A 16,384-nucleotide genomic window follows, 5' to 3' on the forward strand; every position below is an offset into this window, starting at 1 on the left:
CATCCGGCAATGAGGCGACCCATAACAACAGGCAGGGAGAAGGGCTATGGGAATTAACGAAATCATCATGTACATCATGATGTTCTTTATGCTGATTGCCGCCGTGGACAGGATCCTGTCGCAGTTCGGCGGGTCGGCGCGCTTCCTCGGTAAATTTGGCAAAAGCATCGAGGGATCCGGCGGCCAGTTTGAAGAAGGGTTTATGGCGATGGGCGCGCTGGGACTGGCGATGGTCGGGATGACCGCGCTGGCGCCGGTACTGGCGAAGCTGCTCGGGCCGGTGATTATACCGCTGTATGAAATGCTGGGCGCTAACCCGTCGATGTTTGCCGGTACGCTGCTGGCGTGCGATATGGGCGGCTTCTTCCTCGCCAAAGAGCTGGCGGGCGGCGACGTTGCCGCGTGGCTCTACTCCGGCCTGATCCTCGGCGCGATGATGGGGCCAACCATCGTATTCTCCATTCCGGTGGCGCTCGGCATTATTGAGCCGTCCGACCGCCGCTATCTGGCGCTCGGCGTGCTGGCGGGCATCGTCACCATCCCCGTCGGCTGTATTGCGGGGGGCTTAGTGGCGATGTACTCCGGCGTCGAGATCAACGGCCAGCCGGTGGAGTTCACCTTCGCGCTGATCCTGATGAACATGATCCCGGTGATCATCGTCGCCGTACTGGTGGCGCTGGGGCTAAAGTTTATCCCGGAAAAAATGATTAATGGCTTTCAGATCTTCGCCAAGTTTCTCGTGGCGCTGATCACCATCGGTCTGGCGGCGGCGGTGGTGAAATTCCTGCTGGGCTGGGATCTGATCCCCGGGCTCGACCCGATCTTTATGGCCCCTGGCGACAAGCCAGGCGAGGTGATGCGCGCCATTGAGGTGATCGGCTCTATCTCCTGCGTACTGCTCGGGGCCTACCCGATGGTGCTGCTGCTGACCCGCTGGTTTGAAAAGCCGCTGATGCGCGTCGGCGGTGTGCTGAAAATCAACAATATGGCCGCAGGCGGTATGGTCGCCACGCTGGCGAACAATATCCCGATGTTCGGCATGATGAAGCAGATGGACACCCGCGGCAAAGTGATTAACTGCGCCTTCGCCGTGTCTGCCGCCTTCGCGCTGGGCGATCACCTGGGCTTCGCGGCGGCCAACATGAACGCCATGATCTTCCCGATGATCGTCGGCAAGCTGGTTGGCGGCGTGACGGCGATTGGCGTGGCGATGCTGCTGGTGCCAAAAGAGGAAAACATCCCCGCGAAAGCGCAGGCGGAGGCGCAACCGTGAACACGCGCCAGCTACTCAGCGTCGGTATCGATATCGGCACCACCACCACTCAGGTTATCTTCTCGCGCCTGGAGCTGGTGAACCGCGCGGCAGTGTCGCAGGTGCCGCGCTACGAGTTCATCAAACGCGAAATTAGCTGGCAAAGCCCGGTCTTCTTCACCCCTGTCGACAGGCAGGGCGGGCTGAAGGAGGCGGAACTTAAGGCGCTGATTCTGGCGCAGTATCAGGCGGCAGGCATGGCCCCTGAAGCCGTGGACTCCGGGGCGATCATTATCACCGGCGAGAGCGCGAAAACCCGCAACGCCAGGGCGGCCGTGATGGCGCTGTCGCAGTCGCTGGGGGATTTTGTCGTCGCCAGCGCCGGTCCGCACCTCGAATCGGTGATTGCCGGGCACGGCGCCGGGGCGCAGCCCCTGTCGCAGCAGCGGATGTGTCGGGTGCTGAACATCGATATCGGCGGCGGCACTGCCAACTACGCCCTGTTTGAAGCAGGAAAAATTAGCGGCACCGCCTGTCTGAACGTCGGCGGCCGCCTGCTGGAGACCGACGGCCAGGGGCGCGTGGTTTACGCCCATCGGCCCGGGCAGATGATTGTCGATGCGGTGTTCGGCGCAGGTACCGACGCCCGCGCGTTGACTGCGGCGCAGCTGGCGCAGGTGGCGCGCCGGATGGCGAGCCTCATCGTTGAGGTTATCGACGGTTCGCTCTCGCCGCTGGCGCAAGCGCTGATGCAAACCGGATTGCTCCCGGCGGGCGTGAAGCCGGAGGTGATCACCCTTTCCGGCGGCGTCGGCGAGTGCTACCGCCATCAGCCTGCCGACCCGTTCTGTTATTCCGATATCGGGCCGCTGCTGGCCACTGCGCTGCATGAACATCCGCGCCTGCGCGAGATGAACGTGCAGTTTCCGGCGCAAACCGTACGCGCCACGGTGATTGGCGCCGGGGCGCATACCCTGTCGCTGTCGGGCAGCACCATCTGGCTGGAGAACGTTCAGCTGCCGCTGCGCAATCTGCCGGTGGCGATCCCGGCGGACGCGTCGGACCTGGTCAGCGCCTGGCGGCAGGCGCTGATGCAGCTCGACCTGGATCCACAGACTGACGCGTACGTGCTGGCGCTGCCCGCCTCGCTGCCCGTGCGCTACGCCGCATTACTTTCGGTCATCGACGCGCTGCGGGCGTTCGTCGCGCGTTTTCCTAACCCGCATCCCCTGCTGCTGGTGGCCGAACAGGATTTTGGTAAGGCCCTGGGCATGCTGTTGCGCCCGCAGTTACCGCAACTCCCGCTGGCGGTCATTGACGAAGTATCCGTCCGGGCGGGGGACTATATCGACATTGGTACGCCTCTTTTTGGCGGCTCGGTTGTGCCGGTGACGGTGAAATCACTCGCATTTCCTTCCTGAGGGAACGACTTATGAAACTAAAGACCACATTGTTCGGCAATGTTTATCAGTTTAAGGATGTAAAAGAGGTGCTGGCCAAGGCCAACGAGCTGCGTTCGGGGGATGTGCTGGCGGGCGTCGCGGCACAAAGCTCGCAGGAGCGCGTCGCGGCGAAGCAGGTGCTGTCGGAAATGACGGTGGCGGATATTCGCAACAACCCGGTCATTTCCTATGAGGAGGACTGCGTCACGCGCCTGATTCAGGACGACGTCAACGAAACGGCCTATAGCCGTATCAAAAACTGGAGCATCAGCGAGCTGCGCGAATACGTGCTGAGCGATGAAACCACCGTTGATGATATTGCCTTTACGCGTAAGGGGCTGACCTCGGAGGTCGTGGCGGCGGTGGCGAAGATCTGCTCCAACGCAGATCTTATCTACGGCGGCAAGAAAATGCCGGTGATCAAAAAGGCCAACACCACCATCGGTATTCCGGGCACCTTCAGCTGCCGCCTGCAGCCGAACGACACCCGTGACGACGTGCAGAGTATCGCCGCGCAAATCTACGAAGGGCTCTCTTTCGGGGCGGGCGATGCGGTGATCGGCGTCAACCCGGTGACCGACGATGTGGAGAACCTCAGCCGCGTACTGGATACCGTTTATGGCGTGATCGACAAGTTCAACATTCCGACCCAGGGCTGCGTGCTGGCGCACGTCACCACCCAGATTGAAGCCATACGCCGCGGCGCGCCGGGCGGGCTGATTTTCCAGAGCATCTGCGGCAGCGAAAAGGGATTAAAAGAGTTCGGCGTCGAGCTGGCCATGCTGGACGAGGCCCGCGCCGTCGGCGCGGAGTTCAACCGCATCGCCGGGGAAAACTGCCTGTACTTTGAAACCGGGCAGGGCTCCGCGCTTTCGGCAGGCGCTAACTTCGGCGCCGATCAGGTGACGATGGAGGCGCGTAACTACGGGCTGGCGCGCCACTACGATCCGTTCCTGGTCAACACCGTGGTGGGCTTTATCGGGCCGGAGTATCTCTACAATGACCGGCAGATCATTCGCGCCGGTCTGGAAGACCACTTTATGGGCAAGCTGAGCGGCATCTCGATGGGCTGCGACTGCTGCTACACCAACCACGCCGATGCCGACCAGAACCTCAACGAAAACCTGATGATTCTGCTCGCCACCGCAGGCTGTAACTACATCATGGGCATGCCGCTCGGCGACGACATCATGCTCAACTACCAGACCACCGCCTTCCACGATACCGCGACCGTGCGTCAGCTGCTGAACCTGCGTCCGTCGCCGGAGTTTGAGCGCTGGCTGGAAACGATGGGCATTATGGCAAACGGTCGTCTGACCAAACGGGCGGGCGATCCGTCACTGTTCTTCTGATGACGCGGGGATGACAAACCATGGATCAAAAACAGATTGAAGAAATTGTACGCAGTGTGATGGCGTCAATGGGACAACCGCAGCCGCAGGCCCCCGCAGCGTCAACGCCTGCAGGTGAAACGAAACCGTGCGCAGCGCCGTCAGCTGCCGAAAGCTGCGCGCTGGATTTGGGATCGGCGGAGGCGAAAGCCTGGATTGGCGTCGAAAATCCGCACCGCGCGGAGGTGCTGACCGAACTGCGCCGCAGCACCGCGGCGCGCGTCTGTACCGGCCGCGCCGGGCCGCGCCCGCGCACCCAGGCGCTGCTGCGCTTTCTGGCGGATCACTCTCGCTCGAAAGACACCGTATTGAAAGAGGTGCCGGAAGCGTGGGTGAAGGCGCAGGGTCTGCTGGAAGTCCGTTCGGAAATCAGCGACAAAAACCGCTACCTGACGCGCCCGGATATGGGCCGTCGCCTGAGCCAGGAGGCCATTGAGGCGCTGAAATCGCAGTGCGTCATGAGCCCGGATGTGCAGGTGGTGGTGTCCGACGGTCTGTCTACGGACGCGATTACCGCCAACTACGAAGAGATCCTGCCGCCGCTGCTCTCGGGTCTGAAGCAGGCGGGGCTGAAGGTCGGAACGCCGTTTTTCGTGCGCTATGGACGCGTGAAAATTGAAGACCAGATCGGCGAGGTTCTCGGCGCGAAGGTGGTGATTCTGCTGGTCGGCGAGCGCCCGGGGCTGGGGCAGTCGGAAAGCCTCTCCTGCTACGCCGTGTACTCGCCGCGCGTGGCGACTACCGTTGAGGCCGACCGTACCTGTATCTCCAACATCCACCAGGGCGGTACGCCGCCGGTAGAGGCTGCGGCCGTGATCGTGGATTTAGCCAAACGCATGCTGGAGCAGAAGGCGTCCGGCATCAACATGACCCGTTAAGGAGGCATCATGCCAGCATTAGATTTAATTCGACCCTCGGTCACCGCAATGCGCGTGATTGCCTCGGTGAATGACGGATTTGCGCGCGAGCTTAAATTACCGCCGCATATACGTAGCCTTGGTCTCATCACGGCAGATTCTGATGACGTCACGTATATTGCCGCAGACGAGGCGACAAAACAGGCGATGGTGGAAGTGGTGTATGGCCGCTCGCTGTACGCCGGGGCGGCCCACGGGCCGTCGCCAACCGCCGGTGAAGTGCTGATTATGCTGGGCGGCCCGAACCCGGCGGAAGTGCGCGCTGGTCTGGACTCGATGGTCGCGCATATCGAAAGCGGCGCGGCGTTCCAGTGGGCCAACGATGCGCAGGACACGGCGTTTCTGGCGCACGTGGTGTCACGGACCGGTTCGTATCTTTCCTCAACGGCAGGCATTGCGCTGGGTGACCCGATCGCCTATCTGGTGGCGCCGCCGCTGGAGGCGACGTTTGGCATCGATGCGGCGATGAAATCCGCTGACGTCCAGCTGGTGACCTACGTGCCGCCGCCGTCGGAAACTAACTATTCAGCCGCGTTTCTGACCGGTAGCCAGGCCGCCTGTAAAGCCGCCTGCAACGCCTTTACCGATGCCGTGCTTGATATCGCCCGTAATCCGGTCCAGCGAGCGTAACGGAGGTCGCGATGATCAATGCACTGGGGTTACTGGAAGTGGACGGTATGGTCGCTGCGGTCGATGCGGCGGACGCCATGCTGAAAGCGGCCGATGTGCGTCTGCTCAGTCATGAAGTGCTCGACCCGGGCCGCTTGACGCTGGTGGTGGAGGGCGATCTGGCGGCGTGTCGTGCGGCGCTGGATGCCGGAAGCGCCGCCGCGCAGCGCACCGGTCGCGTCATCAGCCGCAAAGAAATCGGTCGGCCGGAAGACGACACCCAGTGGCTGATCGGCGGTTTTAAGCGCGCGTCGGCACGGCCCGCAGCGGCGCCGGACCCGGTAGTATCCGGGGCTGGCGAAGCGCTGCTGGCGCTGCTGGCATCCGTACGTCAGGGAATGACGGCAGGGGAGGTGGCGGCGCACTTTGGCTGGTCGCTGGAAAAAGCCAGGCAGACGCTGGAACAGCTCTTTTCTGACGGAGCGTTGCGTAAACGCAGCAGTCGCTATCGCTTAAAAAATTAACCTGTCGGAGGTGCCGGGCGTGGCAGAGCGCCCGGCTTAAAAGATCATGAAAAAGACCCGTACAGCAAATTTGCACCATCTTTATCATGAAGCATTACCCGAAGACGTTAAGCTTACGCCGAAGGTGGAGGTGGATAACGTTCATCAGCGGCGAACAACGGATGTTTATGAACACGCCCTGACGATCACCGCCTGGCAGCAGATTTACGACCAGCTGCATCCTGGCAAATTTCATGGCGAGTTTACGGAGATCCTGCTCGATGATATTCAGGTGTTCCGCGAATATACCGGGCTGGCGCTGCGCCAGTCGTGCCTGGTATGGCCAAACTCGTTCTGGTTCGGCATTCCGGCAAGCCGCGGCGAGCAGGGGTTTATCGGCACCCAGTGCCTGGGCAGCGCCGAGATAGCCACCCGTCCGGGCGGAACCGAGTTCGAACTGAGCACGCCGGATGATTACACCATCCTTGGCGTGGTGATTTCTGAGGATGTGATTTCGCGTCAGGCAAACTTCTTACATAACCCGGAAAGGGTGCTGCATATGCTGCGCAACCAGTCGGCGCTGGAGGTTAAGGAGCAGCATAAAGCGGCGCTGTGGCGCTTCGTTCAGGAAGCGCTGGCGACGTTCAGCGAAAATCCGGAAAACCTTCATCAAGGCGCAGTGCGTAAGGTGCTGGGGGATAACCTGCTGCTGGCGATGGGGACGATGCTGGAAGACGCCCAGCCGATGGTCACCGCCGAGAGCATCAGCCACCAGAGCTACCGTCGCCTGCTGTCGCGCGCCCGCGAATATGTGCTGGAAAATATGTCGGAGCCGCTGACGGTGCTCGATCTGTGCAATCAGCTGCACGTCAGCCGCCGCACGCTGCAAAACGCCTTTCACGCCATTCTGGGAATTGGCCCGAATGCGTGGCTGAAGAGGATCCGTCTGAACGCCGTGCGCCGGGAGCTCATCAGCCCGTGGTCGCAAAGCGCCACGGTGAAAGATGCAGCGATGCAGTGGGGATTCTGGCATCTTGGCCAGTTTGCTACCGACTATCAGCAGCTGTTTGCGGAAAAGCCGTCGCTGACGCTGCACCAGAGAATGCGGCAGTGGGTGTGATTTGTATGGCGGTTGCGTGATCCGTAGGCCTGATAAGCGTAGCGCCATCAGGCAATGATGCAGCACCAACGCCGGATGGCGGCGCTTTCGCGCCTTATCCGGCCTACGAGCATCGCGCCATCCGGCAATTCATCATCACACCCAATCGCGCACCCGAATAAATTCGCTCAATGCGGCTTCCGGGCTGCCATCTTCCGGCTGGTAATCATATTCCCAGCGCACCAGCGGCGGCATCGACATCAGAATCGACTCCGTACGGCCGCCGGTTTGCAGACCGAACAGCGTACCGCGATCCCACACCAGATTGAACTCCACGTAGCGACCGCGACGGTAAAGCTGGAAGTCGCGCTCGCGCTCGCCGAAAGCCATCGCTTTGCGGCGCTCAACAATCGGCAGATACGCGTCGGTGTAGCCGTTGCCTACCGCCTGCATAAAGGCGAAGCAGCGGTCGAAATCCGGCGTGTTCAGATCGTCAAAAAACAGGCCGCCGATACCGCGCTGCTCCTGGCGATGCCTGAGGTAAAAGTAGTCGTCGCACCACTTTTTATAGCGCGGGTAGACGTCCTCGCCAAAAGGCAGGCACAGGTCCCGCGCCGTGCGGTGCCAGTGAACGGCGTCTTCTTCAAAGCCGTAATAGGGCGTTAAATCAAACCCGCCGCCGAACCACCAGACCGGGTCCGCGCCCGGTTTTTCGGCGATAAAGAAACGCACGTTGGCGTGGCTGGTCGGCACGTACGGATTGTGCGGGTGAACGACCAGCGAGACGCCCATGGCTTCAAAACTGCGCCCGGCAAGCTCGGGGCGATGCGCGGTGGCGGAGGCGGGCATGGCGTCGCCGTGGACGTGCGAGAAGTTGACGCCCGCCTGCTCGAAAACCCCGCCGTTGCGCAGCACGCGGCTGCGTCCGCCGCCGCCGCCGTCACGCTGCCAGTTGTCTTCGCTAAAGGTCTGGCCGTCAACGGCCGCCAGCTGCTGGCAGATACTGTCCTGCAAGGCGAGCAGGAACGTTTTTACCTGTTGGGCATCGGGTTTCATTAACGTCTCTTCACGTGCGCTTTCTGGTTATCGAACCAGTGGAAATAGCTGATGATGCCTGAGGCGATAGCATTGGCTATCTTCTGGCGGAACGCCGTCGTGCCTAACAGCTTCTCTTCGCCCGGGTTGGTGATAAACGAGGTTTCCACCAGCACCGAAGGGATGGACGGCGATTTCAGCACCACAAACGCGGCCTGTTCGGTGCTGCGGCTGTGCAGCTTGTGGACCGGTTTAATCTGTTTGAGGATATGCGAGCCCAGCGTCAGGCTGTTCTTTATGGTATCCGTTTGCACCAGGTCGAACAGCACTTGCTGCAACAGGTGATCCTTATCAAGCGCTTTTTTTCCCGCCAGCTCGTCAACGGCGTTTTCTTTATCAGAAAGGTATTTCGCCATGGCGCTACTGGCGCCGCGGTTGGACAGCGCAAACACCGAAGCGCCCGCGGCGCTCGGGTTGGTAAAGCCATCGGCGTGAATCGACATAAACAGGTCGGCGCCGTGCTGGTGGGCGATTTCCACGCGATCGTACAGCGGGATAAAGGTATCACCGGTGCGCGTCAGGCGCGCGTCGATACCGTTGTTGCGCAGAATAGACCGGACGTTTTTGGCGATGGCCAGCACCACGTGTTTCTCTTTCGAGCCGTTATGCCCGATAGCGCCGGTATCAATACCGCCATGCCCCGGGTCGAGCATGACGATGCGTTTTGCCCCGGCCTTTTTAGCGGCAGGTTTGCTGTGGCCGTTGCTGGTTTTCAGCGTTTCTTCTTTTGCGATGGCGTTCGACATTCCTGACAACGTCAGTGCGGCCAGTCCGGCTTTCAGCACCTGGCGGCGCGAAGCAAGTATTTTTAAGGGTTTAAAAGTGCTCATGCGGCCTGAGTTGTAAAAAGTGGGAGTCCGTGTGTTGTGTTATATCGTATCGCGTATTCCGTGACGACATATTCAGGATGAGAATTGTTTTACTTTTCATTTCAATACGTGACAATACAACATTATGCCATTTTTTTCGCGCTGGCGCGCGGGATGTTGGATAATTAGGACGATCGCGCCATAATCACTGTTTTTAAACCTGAAAAGATGGGCAATACCATGGAGATACGCGTTTTTCGCCAGTCCGATTTTGAAGAGGTTGTCACGCTGTGGGAACGTTGCGACCTGCTGCGCCCGTGGAATGACCCCGAAATGGATATCGAACGTAAAGTGAATCACGACGTCAGCCTGTTCCTGGTGGCCGAGGTCAACGGCGTGGTGGTCGGGACGGTGATGGGCGGCTATGACGGCCATCGCGGGTCGGCGTACTATCTCGGCGTACATCCGGAATACCGGGGCCGCGGTATTGCCAACGCGCTGCTTAACCGGCTGGAGAAAAAGCTTATCGCGCGCGGTTGCCCGAAAATTCAAATTATGGTTCGCGAAGATAACGACATTGTGCAGGGGATGTACGAGCGCCTCGGCTATGAGCATTCAGACGTTGACGTGCTGGGCAAACGCCTGATTGAAGATGAAGAATACTGAATTTTATCCTGACGATTACGATAATTTCGGTCGGCTGCGGTTGCCCGTTTTGTTCTGGTGCATTTTGCTGCTCCAGGCGCGAACCTGGGTGCTGTTCGTTATGGCCGCCGCGTCGCGCCAGCAGGGCGACACGCTGCTGAATCTGTTCTATCCCGACCACGATATGTTCTGGCTCGGCCTGCTGCCCGGCATTCCGGCGGTGGCGGCATTTTTGCTGAGCGGACGACGCCACTTTTTCTCCCGCCTGTGGGCGCTGATGCGCTGGCTGCTGGTGGCGGCCCAGGCCGCGCTGCTGCTCTGGCAGCCGCTGCTGTGGCTGGCAGGCGATCCGCTCTCCGGCATCGGCGTGACGCTGGTGATGCTTGACGGTTTTGCCCTGTGGTGGCTCCTGAGCAGCCGCCGTTTACGCGCCTGTTTTCAGTAACATCGGCATTCAAAGTGCACTTTTTTTCAGATTTGCACTCCAACAGGCGTTGCTTTGATATGAAAGGATCTGGAATGAAATCGATACGTATACTGGCATGCGCGCTACCGCTGGCGCTGACCGGCTGTTCTACGCTCAGCGCGATTAACTGGTCCGCGGCGTACCCGTGGAACTGGTTTGGGTCTTCTGCCGCAGTGAGCGAAAAAGGCGTAGGCGACCTGAACGGTTCGACGCCGCTTGACGAAAAGGCCATCAGCGACGCGCTTGGCGGCGACTATCGCCTGCGTAGCGGTATGAAAACGAATAACGGCGCCGTGGTGCGCTATTTTGAAGCGATGAAAGGCGACACCGTGGCGCTGGTGATTAACGGCGATGCGGGCAGCGTGAGCCGTATTGACGTGCTGGACAGCAAGGTGCCCGCGCCGGAAGGCGTCAACGTCGGTACGCCGTTTAGCGCGATTTACAGCAAAGCGTTCGGCAATTGCCAGAAAGGCAGCGGCGATGATGCCGCAGGCGTTGAGTGTAAAGCGAAAGACAGCCAGCATATCAGCTACCTGTTCACCGGCAGCTGGAGCGGCCCGGTTGAGCTGATGCCACCGGATGACGCGCTGAAAAACTGGAAAGTCAGCAAAATTATCTGGCGCCGTTAATTTGCCCGGGAACAAACCCCGGCGCGTAAAAAGCGGGTAGACTACGACGTATTCATGCCACGATGTCGTGGCATCTTTTTTCAGGAGGAGCGATGTCTCAGGTTCAGAGCGGCATTTTGCCGGAACATTGCCGTGCGGCGATTTGGATTGAAGCCAATGTGAAAGGGGACGTAAACGCCCTGCGTGAATGCAGCAAGGTGTTTGCCGATAAGCTGGCCGGTTTTGAAGCGCAGTTCCCTGACGCCCATCTGGGCGCCGTGGTGGCGTTCGGCCACGATACCTGGCGCGCGCTCAGCGGCGGCGTGGGGGCCGAAGAGCTGAAAGACTTCACGCCATACGGTAAAGGCCTCGCGCCGGCGACGCAGTACGATGTGCTGATCCACATTTTGTCGCTGCGTCACGATGTGAACTTCTCCGTCGCCCAGGCGGCAATGGCGGCGTTTGGTGACGCCGTTGAGGTGAAAGAAGAGATCCACGGCTTCCGCTGGGTGGAAGAGCGCGACCTCAGCGGCTTCGTTGACGGTACCGAAAACCCGGCGGGCGAGGAGACGCGCCGCGAGGTGGCGGTGATCAAAGATGGCGTGGACGCAGGCGGCAGCTACGTGTTCGTGCAGCGCTGGGAGCATAACCTGAAGCAGCTTAACCGCATGAGCGTTCACGATCAGGAAATGATGATTGGCCGCACCAAGGTCGCCAACGAGGAGATTGATGGCGACGAGCGTCCTGAAACGTCGCACCTGACCCGCGTGGACCTCAAAGAGAACGGTAAAGGGCTGAAAATTGTGCGCCAGAGCCTGCCGTACGGCACCGCCAGCGGAACGCATGGCCTCTACTTCTGCGCCTACTGCGCTCGCCTGTACAACATTGAGCAGCAGCTGCTGAGCATGTTCGGCGATACCGACGGGAAGCGGGATGCGATGCTGCGCTTCACGAAGCCGGTAACGGGCGGCTACTATTTCGCGCCGTCGCTGGATAAACTGCTGGCGCTGTAACCGCCGGGAGAGGCAAAAGGCAGCCGCACGGCTGCCTTTTTTGTTCTCTGCATCGTCTACAGCAGCCCTTTATCGATAAAGGTCTGGCGGGTGGCGACGTTAAGATCGTAGCGATGCAGATCCTGCGGGCTGACCCAGGCCACCTCCTGAAACTCTTCATTGAAGGTCACGTCACGGTTGCGGCTTTCGCAGTCGAACATCAGATAGATCATGTAGATCTCCTCCTGCGTACCGTCGGCGTAGGTTTTCATCCGCACGTCGTCGCGAAAATGCCAGGGCGTAATCCGGGTAATGTCCAGCTTCTCGCCCAGCTCCTCGCCGATTTCGCGCAGCAGCGCCTGCTCCATCGTTTCGCCAGGCTCCATACCGCCGCCGGAGATGGCCCACTGTCCGGGGAAGACGCCCCTGTCGTCGGCCATTTTACACAGCAGATAGTCACCGTTGTTCTGAATAATCGGGCAGACGATCGTCCGTTGACGCATGTGGTGTTCCTTTTTAGGTGAAGGGAAGGTGTTGGGGATAAGGGTACCAAAATAGCGCGTAAAAAAATCCTGGCCGCCGCTTATTCCCTTTTAAACTTCCAAATCGCTAAACGGTATATAAAACCGTTATATGTTTGCCACCCGTTATAAATAAACTGGCGATAAGAGAATCAACCTGTTTATAAGGGGGCGTAATGGCCGTTAACTCACTGAAAAAAGGATATCTGGCGCTGGCGGCGTCGGTATTGCTGGTCGCGCAGGCGCAGGCGACCGAGCTGTTGAATAGCTCCTATGACGTTTCCCGCGAGCTTTTCGCCGCCCTCAACCCGCCGTTTGAACAGCAGTGGGCGAAAGATAACGGCGGCGATAAGCTGACGATTAAACAGTCGCATGCCGGTTCGTCTAAACAGGCGCTGGCCATTCTGCAGGGCTTAAAAGCCGACGTTGTAACTTATAACCAGGTCACCGACGTGCAGATCCTGCATGACAAAGGCAACCTCATTCCGGCTGACTGGCAAACCCGTCTGCCGAACAACAGTTCGCCGTTTTACTCCACCATGGCGTTCCTGGTGCGTAAAGGAAATCCCAAAAATATCCACGACTGGAGCGACCTGGTGCGATCCGACGTGAAGCTGATTTTCCCGAACCCGAAAACGTCCGGTAATGCCCGTTACACGTATCTGGCGGCATGGGGCGCTGCGGACAAAGCCGACGGCGGCGACAGGGCGAAAACCGAACAGTTCATGACTCAGTTCCTGAAAAACGTTGAGGTATTTGATACCGGCGGACGCGGCGCGACCACCACCTTTGCCGAACGCGGTCTGGGCGACGTGCTGATAAGCTTCGAGTCGGAGGTCAATAACATCCGCAAGCAGTATGAAGCGCAGGGCTACGAGGTGGTGGTGCCGAAGACCAATATTCTGGCGGAGTTCCCGGTGGCCTGGGTCGACAAAAACGTCAAGGCCAACGGCACCGAGAAGGCGGCAAAAGCGTACCTCAGCTGGCTCTATAGCCCGCAGGCGCAGACCATTATTACCGACTACTACTACCGGGTGAACAACCCGGAAGTGATGGCGCAGCAGAAGGACAAGTTCCCGCAGACGACGCTGTTCCGGGTGGAGGATAAGTTTGGCAGCTGGGCTGAGGTGATGAAAACCCATTTCGCCAGCGGCGGCGAGCTGGACAAACTACTGGCGGCGGGACGTCGCTAATGTTTGCCGCTTCGACGAAACGCGTGTTGCCGGGCTTTAGCTTAAGCCTTGGCACCAGCCTGCTGTTTGTCTGCCTGATTTTACTGCTGCCGCTCAGCGCGCTGGTTATCCAGCTGTCGCAGATGAGCTGGGCGCAGTACTGGGACGTCATTACCAACCCGCAGGTGGTAGCCGCGTATAAAGTGACGCTGCTGTCGGCTTTTGTGGCCTCAATCTTTAACGGCGTGTTTGGCCTGCTGATGGCGTGGATCCTGACGCGCTATCGTTTCCCGGGCCGTACGCTGCTCGACGCGCTGATGGATCTGCCGTTCGCGCTACCGACCGCCGTGGCGGGCCTGACGCTGGCCTCTCTGTTCTCGGTCAATGGTTTTTACGGCGAGTGGCTGGCGAAGTTCGATATTAAAGTCACCTATACCTGGCTCGGCATTGCGGTGGCGATGGCGTTTACCAGTATTCCCTTCGTGGTGCGTACCGTGCAGCCGGTGCTGGAGGAATTAGGGCCGGAGTACGAAGAAGCGGCGGAAACGCTGGGGGCGACGCGCCTGCAGAGCTTTCGCAAAGTGGTGCTGCCGGAGCTCTCTCCGGCGCTGCTGGCGGGCGTGGCGCTGTCGTTTACCCGCAGCCTCGGCGAGTTCGGCGCGGTTATTTTTATCGCCGGCAACATTGCGTGGAAAACGGAAGTCACATCGCTGATGATTTTTGTGCGCCTGCAGGAGTTTGACTACCCGGCGGCGAGCGCCATTGCCTCCGTGATTCTGGCGGCGTCGCTGCTGCTGCTGTTTTCCATCAATACCTTGCAAAGTCGCTTCGGTCGACGGGTGGTAGGTCACTAATGGCGGAAGTTACGCAATTAAAGCGCTATGACGCTCCCCGTATTAACTGGGGAAAATGGGTTCTGATCGGCGCCGGGATGCTGGTTTCCGCCTTCATCCTGCTGGTGCCGATGATCTACATCTTCGTACAGGCGTTCAGCAAAGGGCTGATGCCGGTGCTGCACAATCTCGCCGACCCGGACATGCTGCACGCTATCTGGCTGACGGTGATGATTGCGCTGATTACCGTCCCGGTAAATCTGGTGTTCGGTACGCTGCTGGCCTGGCTGGTGACGCGCTTTAACTTCCCGGGGCGCCAGCTGCTGCTGACGCTGCTGGATATTCCCTTTGCGGTGTCGCCGGTGGTGGCGGGGTTGGTGTATCTGCTGTTTTATGGCTCCAACGGTCCGCTGGGCGGCTGGCTTGAGGCCAACAACCTGCAGGTGATGTTTGCCTGGCCGGGCATGGTGCTGGCGACTATCTTTGTCACCTGCCCGTTCGTGGTGCGCGAGCTGGTGCCGGTGATGTTGAGCCAGGGCAGCAATGAGGATGAGGCCGCCGTGCTGCTGGGCGCATCCGGCTGGCAGATGTTCCGCCGCGTAACGCTGCCGAATATTCGCTGGGCGCTGCTGTACGGCGTGGTGCTGACCAACGCCCGCGCGATCGGCGAGTTTGGCGCGGTGTCGGTGGTGTCGGGTTCTATTCGCGGCGAGACCCTTTCTCTGCCGCTACAGATTGAGCTGCTTGAGCAGGACTACAACACCGTCGGTTCGTTTACCGCCGCGGCCCTGCTGACGCTAATGGCTATTTTGACCCTGTTTTTGAAGAGTATGTTGCAGTGGCGGCTGGAAAATCAGGAAAAACGCGCGCAACAGGAGAGACAGCATGAGCATTGAGATTGCCAGCATTAAGAAGTCGTTCGGGCGCACCCAGGTGCTGAACGATATCTCCCTGGATATTCCGTCTGGCCAGATGGTGGCGCTGCTTGGCCCGTCCGGTTCAGGAAAAACCACCCTGCTGCGAATCATCGCCGGGCTTGAGCATCAGACCAGCGGACAGATTCGCTTTCACGGCACCGACGTTAGCCGTTTGCATGCCCGCGATCGTAAAGTCGGCTTTGTTTTTCAGCACTACGCGCTGTTTCGCCATATGACGGTGTTTGACAATATCGCCTTCGGTCTGACGGTGCTGCCGCGTCGCGAGCGCCCTGACGCTGCGGCCATCAAACAAAAGGTGACGAAGCTGCTGGAGATGGTGCAGCTTAGCGCGTATGCCGACCGTTTCCCCGCGCAGTTATCCGGCGGGCAGAAGCAGCGCGTGGCGCTGGCGCGCGCGCTGGCGGTAGAGCCGCAAATTCTGCTGCTGGATGAACCGTTCGGCGCGCTGGATGCTCAGGTGCGTAAAGAGCTTCGCCGCTGGCTGCGTCAGCTGCATGAAGAGCTTAAGTTCACCAGCGTGTTCGTCACCCACGATCAGGAAGAGGCGATGGAAGTGGCCGATCGCGTGGTGGTGATGAGCCAGGGGCATATCGAGCAGGTCGATGCGCCGGAGCAGGTATGGCGCGAGCCCGCCACCCGCTTCGTGCTGGAGTTTATGGGCGAAGTGAACCGCCTGAAAGGCGTGGTGCGCGGCGGGCAGTTTCACGTCGGCGCGCACCGCTGGCCGCTGGGCTATACCCCGGCGCACCAGGGCGATGTCGACCTGTTCCTGCGCCCGTGGGAGGTTGACGTCAGCCGCCGCACCAGCCTGGACTCGCCCCTGCCGGTACAGGTGCTGGAATCCAGCCCGAAAGGCCATTACACCCAGCTGGTGGTTCAGCCGATCGGCTGGTATGACGAACCGCTTACCGTGGTGATGCGCGACGACGTGCCGCAGCGCGGCGAGCGGCTGTTCGTCGGGCTGCAGCACGCCCGTTTATATAACGACAGCGAACGTATCGAGGCGCGAGAGACGCTTGCTCTGGCGCAAAGCGCCTGATAGGTTAATTTGTATGTTTATCGCCCGGTGGCGTTGCGCTTACCGGGCTTTTT

The 16,384-nt window shown here is 59.9% G+C and carries 18 protein-coding genes; 15 read left to right on the forward strand and 3 right to left on the reverse strand.

From position 1 onward, the window contains the following. The first annotated feature begins 46 nt into the window (after positions 1-46). The 7 genes from eutH to eutR are packed head-to-tail and all read left to right on the forward strand — an operon-like array spanning position 47 to position 7,234. Entirely contained in the window at positions 47-1,273 is a 1,227-nt protein-coding gene (gene eutH, locus ENTCL_RS06540; protein WP_013365327.1) for an ethanolamine utilization protein EutH, read from the forward strand. Next, on the forward strand, positions 1,270-2,673 hold the full coding sequence (gene eutA / locus ENTCL_RS06545) for an ethanolamine ammonia-lyase reactivating factor EutA (RefSeq protein WP_013365328.1): 1,404 nt from the start codon (positions 1,270-1,272) through the stop codon (positions 2,671-2,673). The genes eutH and eutA overlap by 4 nt, the downstream gene beginning before the upstream one ends. 11 nt (positions 2,674-2,684) lie before the next feature. Then, a complete protein-coding gene (gene eutB / locus ENTCL_RS06550; RefSeq protein ID WP_013365329.1) occupies positions 2,685-4,046 on the forward strand; it encodes an ethanolamine ammonia-lyase subunit alpha in 1,362 nt (453 codons plus the stop codon). Positions 4,047-4,066: 20 nt separating this feature from the next. Beyond that, complete coding sequence (eutC, locus tag ENTCL_RS06555; protein WP_013365330.1) at positions 4,067-4,963, forward strand: ethanolamine ammonia-lyase subunit EutC; 897 nt, start codon at positions 4,067-4,069, stop codon at positions 4,961-4,963. A gap of 9 nt (positions 4,964-4,972) precedes the next feature. After that, on the forward strand, positions 4,973-5,632 hold the full coding sequence (gene eutL, locus ENTCL_RS06560) for an ethanolamine utilization microcompartment protein EutL (RefSeq protein ID WP_013365331.1): 660 nt from the start codon (positions 4,973-4,975) through the stop codon (positions 5,630-5,632). Positions 5,633-5,643: 11 nt separating this feature from the next. Further along, complete coding sequence (gene eutK / locus ENTCL_RS06565) at positions 5,644-6,135, forward strand: ethanolamine utilization microcompartment protein EutK (RefSeq protein ID WP_013365332.1); 492 nt, start codon at positions 5,644-5,646, stop codon at positions 6,133-6,135. 46 nt (positions 6,136-6,181) lie between these two features. Then, on the forward strand, positions 6,182-7,234 hold the full coding sequence (gene eutR / locus ENTCL_RS06570; protein ID WP_013365333.1) for an HTH-type transcriptional regulator EutR: 1,053 nt from the start codon (positions 6,182-6,184) through the stop codon (positions 7,232-7,234). A 135-nt stretch (positions 7,235-7,369) separates the two neighbouring features. Here eutR and hemF read toward each other — a convergent pair whose 3' ends face one another. Together hemF and amiA are read right to left on the reverse strand one after the other, a co-directional pair. Beyond that, the gene (gene hemF / locus ENTCL_RS06575) at positions 7,370-8,269 is read right to left on the reverse strand and encodes an oxygen-dependent coproporphyrinogen oxidase (RefSeq protein WP_013365334.1); all 900 of its coding nucleotides are present in this window, start codon (positions 8,267-8,269) and stop codon (positions 7,370-7,372) included. Then, positions 8,269-9,138, reverse strand: a complete 870-nt coding sequence (gene amiA, locus ENTCL_RS06580) for an N-acetylmuramoyl-L-alanine amidase AmiA (protein ID WP_013365335.1) — start codon at positions 9,136-9,138, stop codon at positions 8,269-8,271. Before amiA ends, hemF begins: the two co-directional genes overlap by 1 nt. A 219-nt stretch (positions 9,139-9,357) precedes the next feature. Between amiA and ENTCL_RS06585 the strand changes: the two genes are divergently transcribed. From ENTCL_RS06585 to ENTCL_RS06600, 4 genes are all read left to right on the forward strand, one after another. Further along, positions 9,358-9,783 carry a GNAT family acetyltransferase gene (locus ENTCL_RS06585; protein ID WP_044612077.1) on the forward strand — a complete coding sequence of 142 codons (426 nt, stop codon included), beginning with the start codon at positions 9,358-9,360 and terminating at the stop codon, positions 9,781-9,783. Then, positions 9,770-10,207, forward strand: coding sequence for a DUF2919 domain-containing protein (locus tag ENTCL_RS06590; protein WP_013365337.1), 438 nt, complete (start codon positions 9,770-9,772; stop codon positions 10,205-10,207). The genes ENTCL_RS06585 and ENTCL_RS06590 overlap by 14 nt, the downstream gene beginning before the upstream one ends. Before the next feature lie 74 nt (positions 10,208-10,281). Next, positions 10,282-10,857 (forward strand): RpoE-regulated lipoprotein, encoded by a 576-nt coding sequence (locus tag ENTCL_RS06595; RefSeq protein WP_013365338.1) that lies wholly within the window; start codon positions 10,282-10,284, stop codon positions 10,855-10,857. 92 nt (positions 10,858-10,949) lie between these two features. Further along, positions 10,950-11,849 carry a Dyp-type peroxidase gene (locus ENTCL_RS06600; RefSeq protein ID WP_013365339.1) on the forward strand — a complete coding sequence of 300 codons (900 nt, stop codon included), beginning with the start codon at positions 10,950-10,952 and terminating at the stop codon, positions 11,847-11,849. 56 nt (positions 11,850-11,905) lie between these two features. On the opposite strand, the gene nudI is transcribed toward ENTCL_RS06600, so the two are convergent. Then, positions 11,906-12,331: a nucleoside triphosphatase NudI gene (gene nudI / locus ENTCL_RS06605; RefSeq protein ID WP_013365340.1), complete on the reverse strand. Its 426-nt coding sequence runs from the start codon at positions 12,329-12,331 to the stop codon at positions 11,906-11,908. Positions 12,332-12,525: 194 nt separating this feature from the next. On the opposite strand from nudI, the gene ENTCL_RS06610 reads away from it, so the two are divergent. From ENTCL_RS06610 to cysA, 4 genes are read left to right on the forward strand one after another with little or no spacing between them, the layout of a single operon-like run. After that, positions 12,526-13,542, forward strand: coding sequence for a sulfate ABC transporter substrate-binding protein (locus tag ENTCL_RS06610; RefSeq protein WP_013365341.1), 1,017 nt, complete (start codon positions 12,526-12,528; stop codon positions 13,540-13,542). Beyond that, complete coding sequence (gene cysT, locus ENTCL_RS06615) at positions 13,542-14,375, forward strand: sulfate/thiosulfate ABC transporter permease CysT (protein ID WP_013365342.1); 834 nt, start codon at positions 13,542-13,544, stop codon at positions 14,373-14,375. The genes ENTCL_RS06610 and cysT overlap by 1 nt, the downstream gene beginning before the upstream one ends. Beyond that, the gene (gene cysW / locus ENTCL_RS06620) at positions 14,375-15,250 is read left to right on the forward strand and encodes a sulfate/thiosulfate ABC transporter permease CysW (protein ID WP_013365343.1); all 876 of its coding nucleotides are present in this window, start codon (positions 14,375-14,377) and stop codon (positions 15,248-15,250) included. Before cysT ends, cysW begins: the two co-directional genes overlap by 1 nt. Continuing rightward, the gene (cysA, locus tag ENTCL_RS06625; protein ID WP_013365344.1) at positions 15,240-16,331 is read left to right on the forward strand and encodes a sulfate/thiosulfate ABC transporter ATP-binding protein CysA; all 1,092 of its coding nucleotides are present in this window, start codon (positions 15,240-15,242) and stop codon (positions 16,329-16,331) included. The genes cysW and cysA overlap by 11 nt, the downstream gene beginning before the upstream one ends. The last annotated feature ends 53 nt before the right edge of the window (positions 16,332-16,384 follow it).

This window comes from [Enterobacter] lignolyticus SCF1 (genome assembly GCF_000164865.1).
Classification (GTDB): domain Bacteria; phylum Pseudomonadota; class Gammaproteobacteria; order Enterobacterales; family Enterobacteriaceae; genus Enterobacter_B; species Enterobacter_B lignolyticus.